This window comes from Acinetobacter lactucae, assembly GCF_013344765.1.
GTDB classification, from domain to species: domain Bacteria; phylum Pseudomonadota; class Gammaproteobacteria; order Pseudomonadales; family Moraxellaceae; genus Acinetobacter; species Acinetobacter lactucae_A.
The window spans coordinates 1-3,008 of record NZ_JABVBF010000254.1 but is presented as its reverse complement, the minus strand read 5'-3'; the positions used below and the strand labels follow the sequence as shown (position 1 = coordinate 3,008).

Below are 3,008 nucleotides of genomic sequence, written 5' to 3'. Positions count from 1 at the left end.
TATAGGTAATATGTAAAAGGAATTATTGAATGAGAAAAATTTTAGGGATAGCTTCACTTATTATGTCTACTGGTGTTGTACATGCTGAACAATTAAATGAACAAGAAAAAATTTCTCCGTATAGTGCGAATATTACTTTTGCTAGCCAATACATTTCACGTGGTTTTCAACAAACTTGGGGTAAACCTGCTTTGCAAGGTGGACTGGATTATGCCAGCCCGAATGGTTTTTTTGTCGGGACTTGGGCATCAAGTGTGAGCTCAAACTACCTTCGGGATGCCTCGGTTGAATGGGATTTTTATACAGGTTATATCAAAACTTTCGATAAGTTTTCGGCTGGAATGACGGTTTTTTATTATTACTATCCGGGAGCTGAAAGCACGCCTGAAACGGGGAGTACCAGTTATAACTATGGCGAAATCGTGCCTCAAATTGGTTATGGACCTTTGACTCTTAAATATTATATTACCTATACCCCAGATTATGCTGGTTATAACTCAGATACGATGGGCGGCCCCGAGGGTAAACGTTCACGAGGAACAACTTATTTAGATTTAACTTTTACTCAGCCTATCAATGAGACTTGGACTTTTGGTGCCCATTATGGCTATGAAAGAATTAAAAATTTCTCAGAAGCTAATTTTCAGGATGTTAAGGTTGAGCTGATTAAGGACTTAGGCGATGGCTGGAATACGGGGTTGGCCTATACCAAAGCTTGGGATAAAAATGGGTTCTATAAAAAGTATAGTAATGGTGAGCCAGATGCACCTATTTCAAATCCGATTGATTCGACATTGACTGTCTCAGTTAAAAAAGTATTTTAAGTTAAATTGATTAGTTAACTACGCTTGAAGGCACCGCTAAACTCAAACTTTCAAACGTAGTTAAAGCTGACTGTTTATTGAGTTTTAGAATTGATTAACGTAGGCAAATTAAGCACTACCTGAGTATCCGCAACAACATCTAAACGCAGAATAGTCGAGGTGCCCAGCTCATTTAGTAAAGTAGTTAAAGGGCCTTCGTTTTTCATTAGTCGTACTTTCTTTGGAAAAAGCTTTTGTGCAAAAGAAAGAACATTAGATTGAACTTCCGTTTGATGCCATTTCCCATCAACAACATGTAGCATGGTTGCTTTATTGAGGTGCGTTTCAGAATTAACATGTTTTAAAGTTGGAACAGGAGTAGTGAGGCTTAAATCTAATGTTCCATTAACATCGAAAATTTTGGCTTGAACCTCTTTTGAATTAATGTCGACATCAATTTTAGTTAACCATTTTGGAAGTTGGTAACCATATACACCACGAACTCTGGCAATTTCCGTATCGACAGGTAATGCTAAAACATGTGCATAAAAATGACGTTGACGCATCGATTTCATCAACTCTGCAATATGTGGACCACGAGCATTCGGCTTACGTACAACAATCGCAATCGACACTTCGTTATAAGGGTCGTTATCACAAACTGAATAGTTAAAGAACGTGACGGCGACCAATCCATAACCCGGAAATGGTTGTAATGGTGTTAAAGCAGCAGAAAGTTTTGCCTTAATGAGCTTAATTGGAGCAAGCATTAAAAGCTGTACATTTGCACTACGATAATAAAAGTTGGGTGCCCAGACAGGACCTACACGTGACTCTACAATTTTTTTAGGAATATGGCGGAAAAAGTCGATATTGCCAGCAGCTGGGTCTTGCGCGACTTGATCTAGGTCAGGGTTCATTCTGAATCGGTCATAATAACCACCTTTGAATACGTTGACTTTTTGTTGCCCAAATTCAACCTCAGTAAACTGTTGTTTTATATTCATGAGAGTTCACCTTTAACATTTAATGAGCGAGTAGCTATGGTTGGCTTTATCAAGACATGTTAATTAACAGCCAATGTGGGCACTATAAGGTTAAAGTTAACTTTAAAGTCAATGCTTTAATTTTGACATGTCAAATCTTTGACATTTAAAAGAAATAAAATCAAAACAATTAAAGATTAAAAAGCTACAAAGTTGAGTAGAGTCTTCATATAAATTTTATTTTTAAAATACGGTTCAAGATGATTGACCTTAAAGTTAACTTTAACCTTAGTATAAATATTCAGGCCTTTATAACGAATCTATAAACAGTTTTTAGCAGGAGAACAAAGATGGGATATTTAACCACAAAAGACGGCGTTGATATTTTCTATAAAGATTGGGGTCCACGCGATGCCCAAGTTTTATTTTTTCATCACGGTTGGCCTTTAAGTTCAGATGACTGGGACACACAATTGCTTTTTTTCCTTAAAGAAGGTTTTCGTGTTGTGGCTCATGACAGACGTGGGCACGGACGCTCAAGTCAGGTGTGGGATGGTCATGATATGGACCACTATGCAGATGACGTTGCAGAAGTGGTTAAACACCTAAACATTAAAAATGCAATTCACATTGGCCACTCAACGGGTGGTGGTGAAGTAGCTCACTATATTGCTCGTCATGGTCAAGAAAATGTTGCAAAAGCTGTGCTTGTCAGTGCAGTACCGCCACTTATGGTTAAAACTGAAAATAACCCTGAAGGTTTACCAAAAGAAGTTTTTGATGACCTGCAAAATCAAGTTCTCACTAATCGTGCACAATTTTTCCGCGACCTTCCGTCAGGTCCGTTTTATGGTTTTAACCGACCTGATGCGAAGCCATCTGAAGGCATCATTTCTAACTGGTGGCGTCAAGGCATGACAGGTAGTGCAAAAGCACATTACGATGGTATTGTGGCATTCTCACAAACCGACTTTACTGAAGATTTAAAGAAAATCACTGTTCCGGTTTTGGTGCTGCATGGTGACGATGACCAGATCGTGCCTTATAAAACTTCTGGCGTGAAATCTGCTGAATTACTTCAAAACAGCCAACTCAAAATCTATCCAGGTTTTTCACATGGTATGTTAACTGTTAACCATGAAGTAATTAATGCTGACTTGTTGGCTTTTATTCGTGAATAATTAAAAGCGTTTAAACTTCGAAAAAGAGGCCTAATGAG

3 protein-coding genes are annotated in these 3,008 nt (G+C 38.2%); 2 read left to right on the top strand and 1 reads right to left on the bottom strand.

Annotated features, from left to right (window positions below):
• Positions 1 to 29 precede the first annotated feature (29 nt).
• Positions 30 to 824 (top strand): TorF family putative porin, encoded by a 795-nt coding sequence (locus HUN22_RS16310; protein ID WP_217488209.1) that lies wholly within the window; start codon positions 30 to 32, stop codon positions 822 to 824.
• A 74-nt stretch (positions 825 to 898) separates the two neighbouring features.
• On the opposite strand, the gene HUN22_RS16305 is transcribed toward HUN22_RS16310, so the two are convergent.
• On the bottom strand, positions 899 to 1,810 hold the full coding sequence (locus tag HUN22_RS16305) for an acetoacetate decarboxylase (protein ID WP_174731558.1): 912 nt from the start codon (positions 1,808 to 1,810) through the stop codon (positions 899 to 901).
• A gap of 329 nt (positions 1,811 to 2,139) precedes the next feature.
• Between HUN22_RS16305 and HUN22_RS16300 the strand changes: the two genes are divergently transcribed.
• Positions 2,140 to 2,970 carry an alpha/beta fold hydrolase gene (locus HUN22_RS16300; protein WP_174731555.1) on the top strand — a complete coding sequence of 277 codons (831 nt, stop codon included), beginning with the start codon at positions 2,140 to 2,142 and terminating at the stop codon, positions 2,968 to 2,970.
• Positions 2,971 to 3,008: the final 38 nt, after the last annotated feature.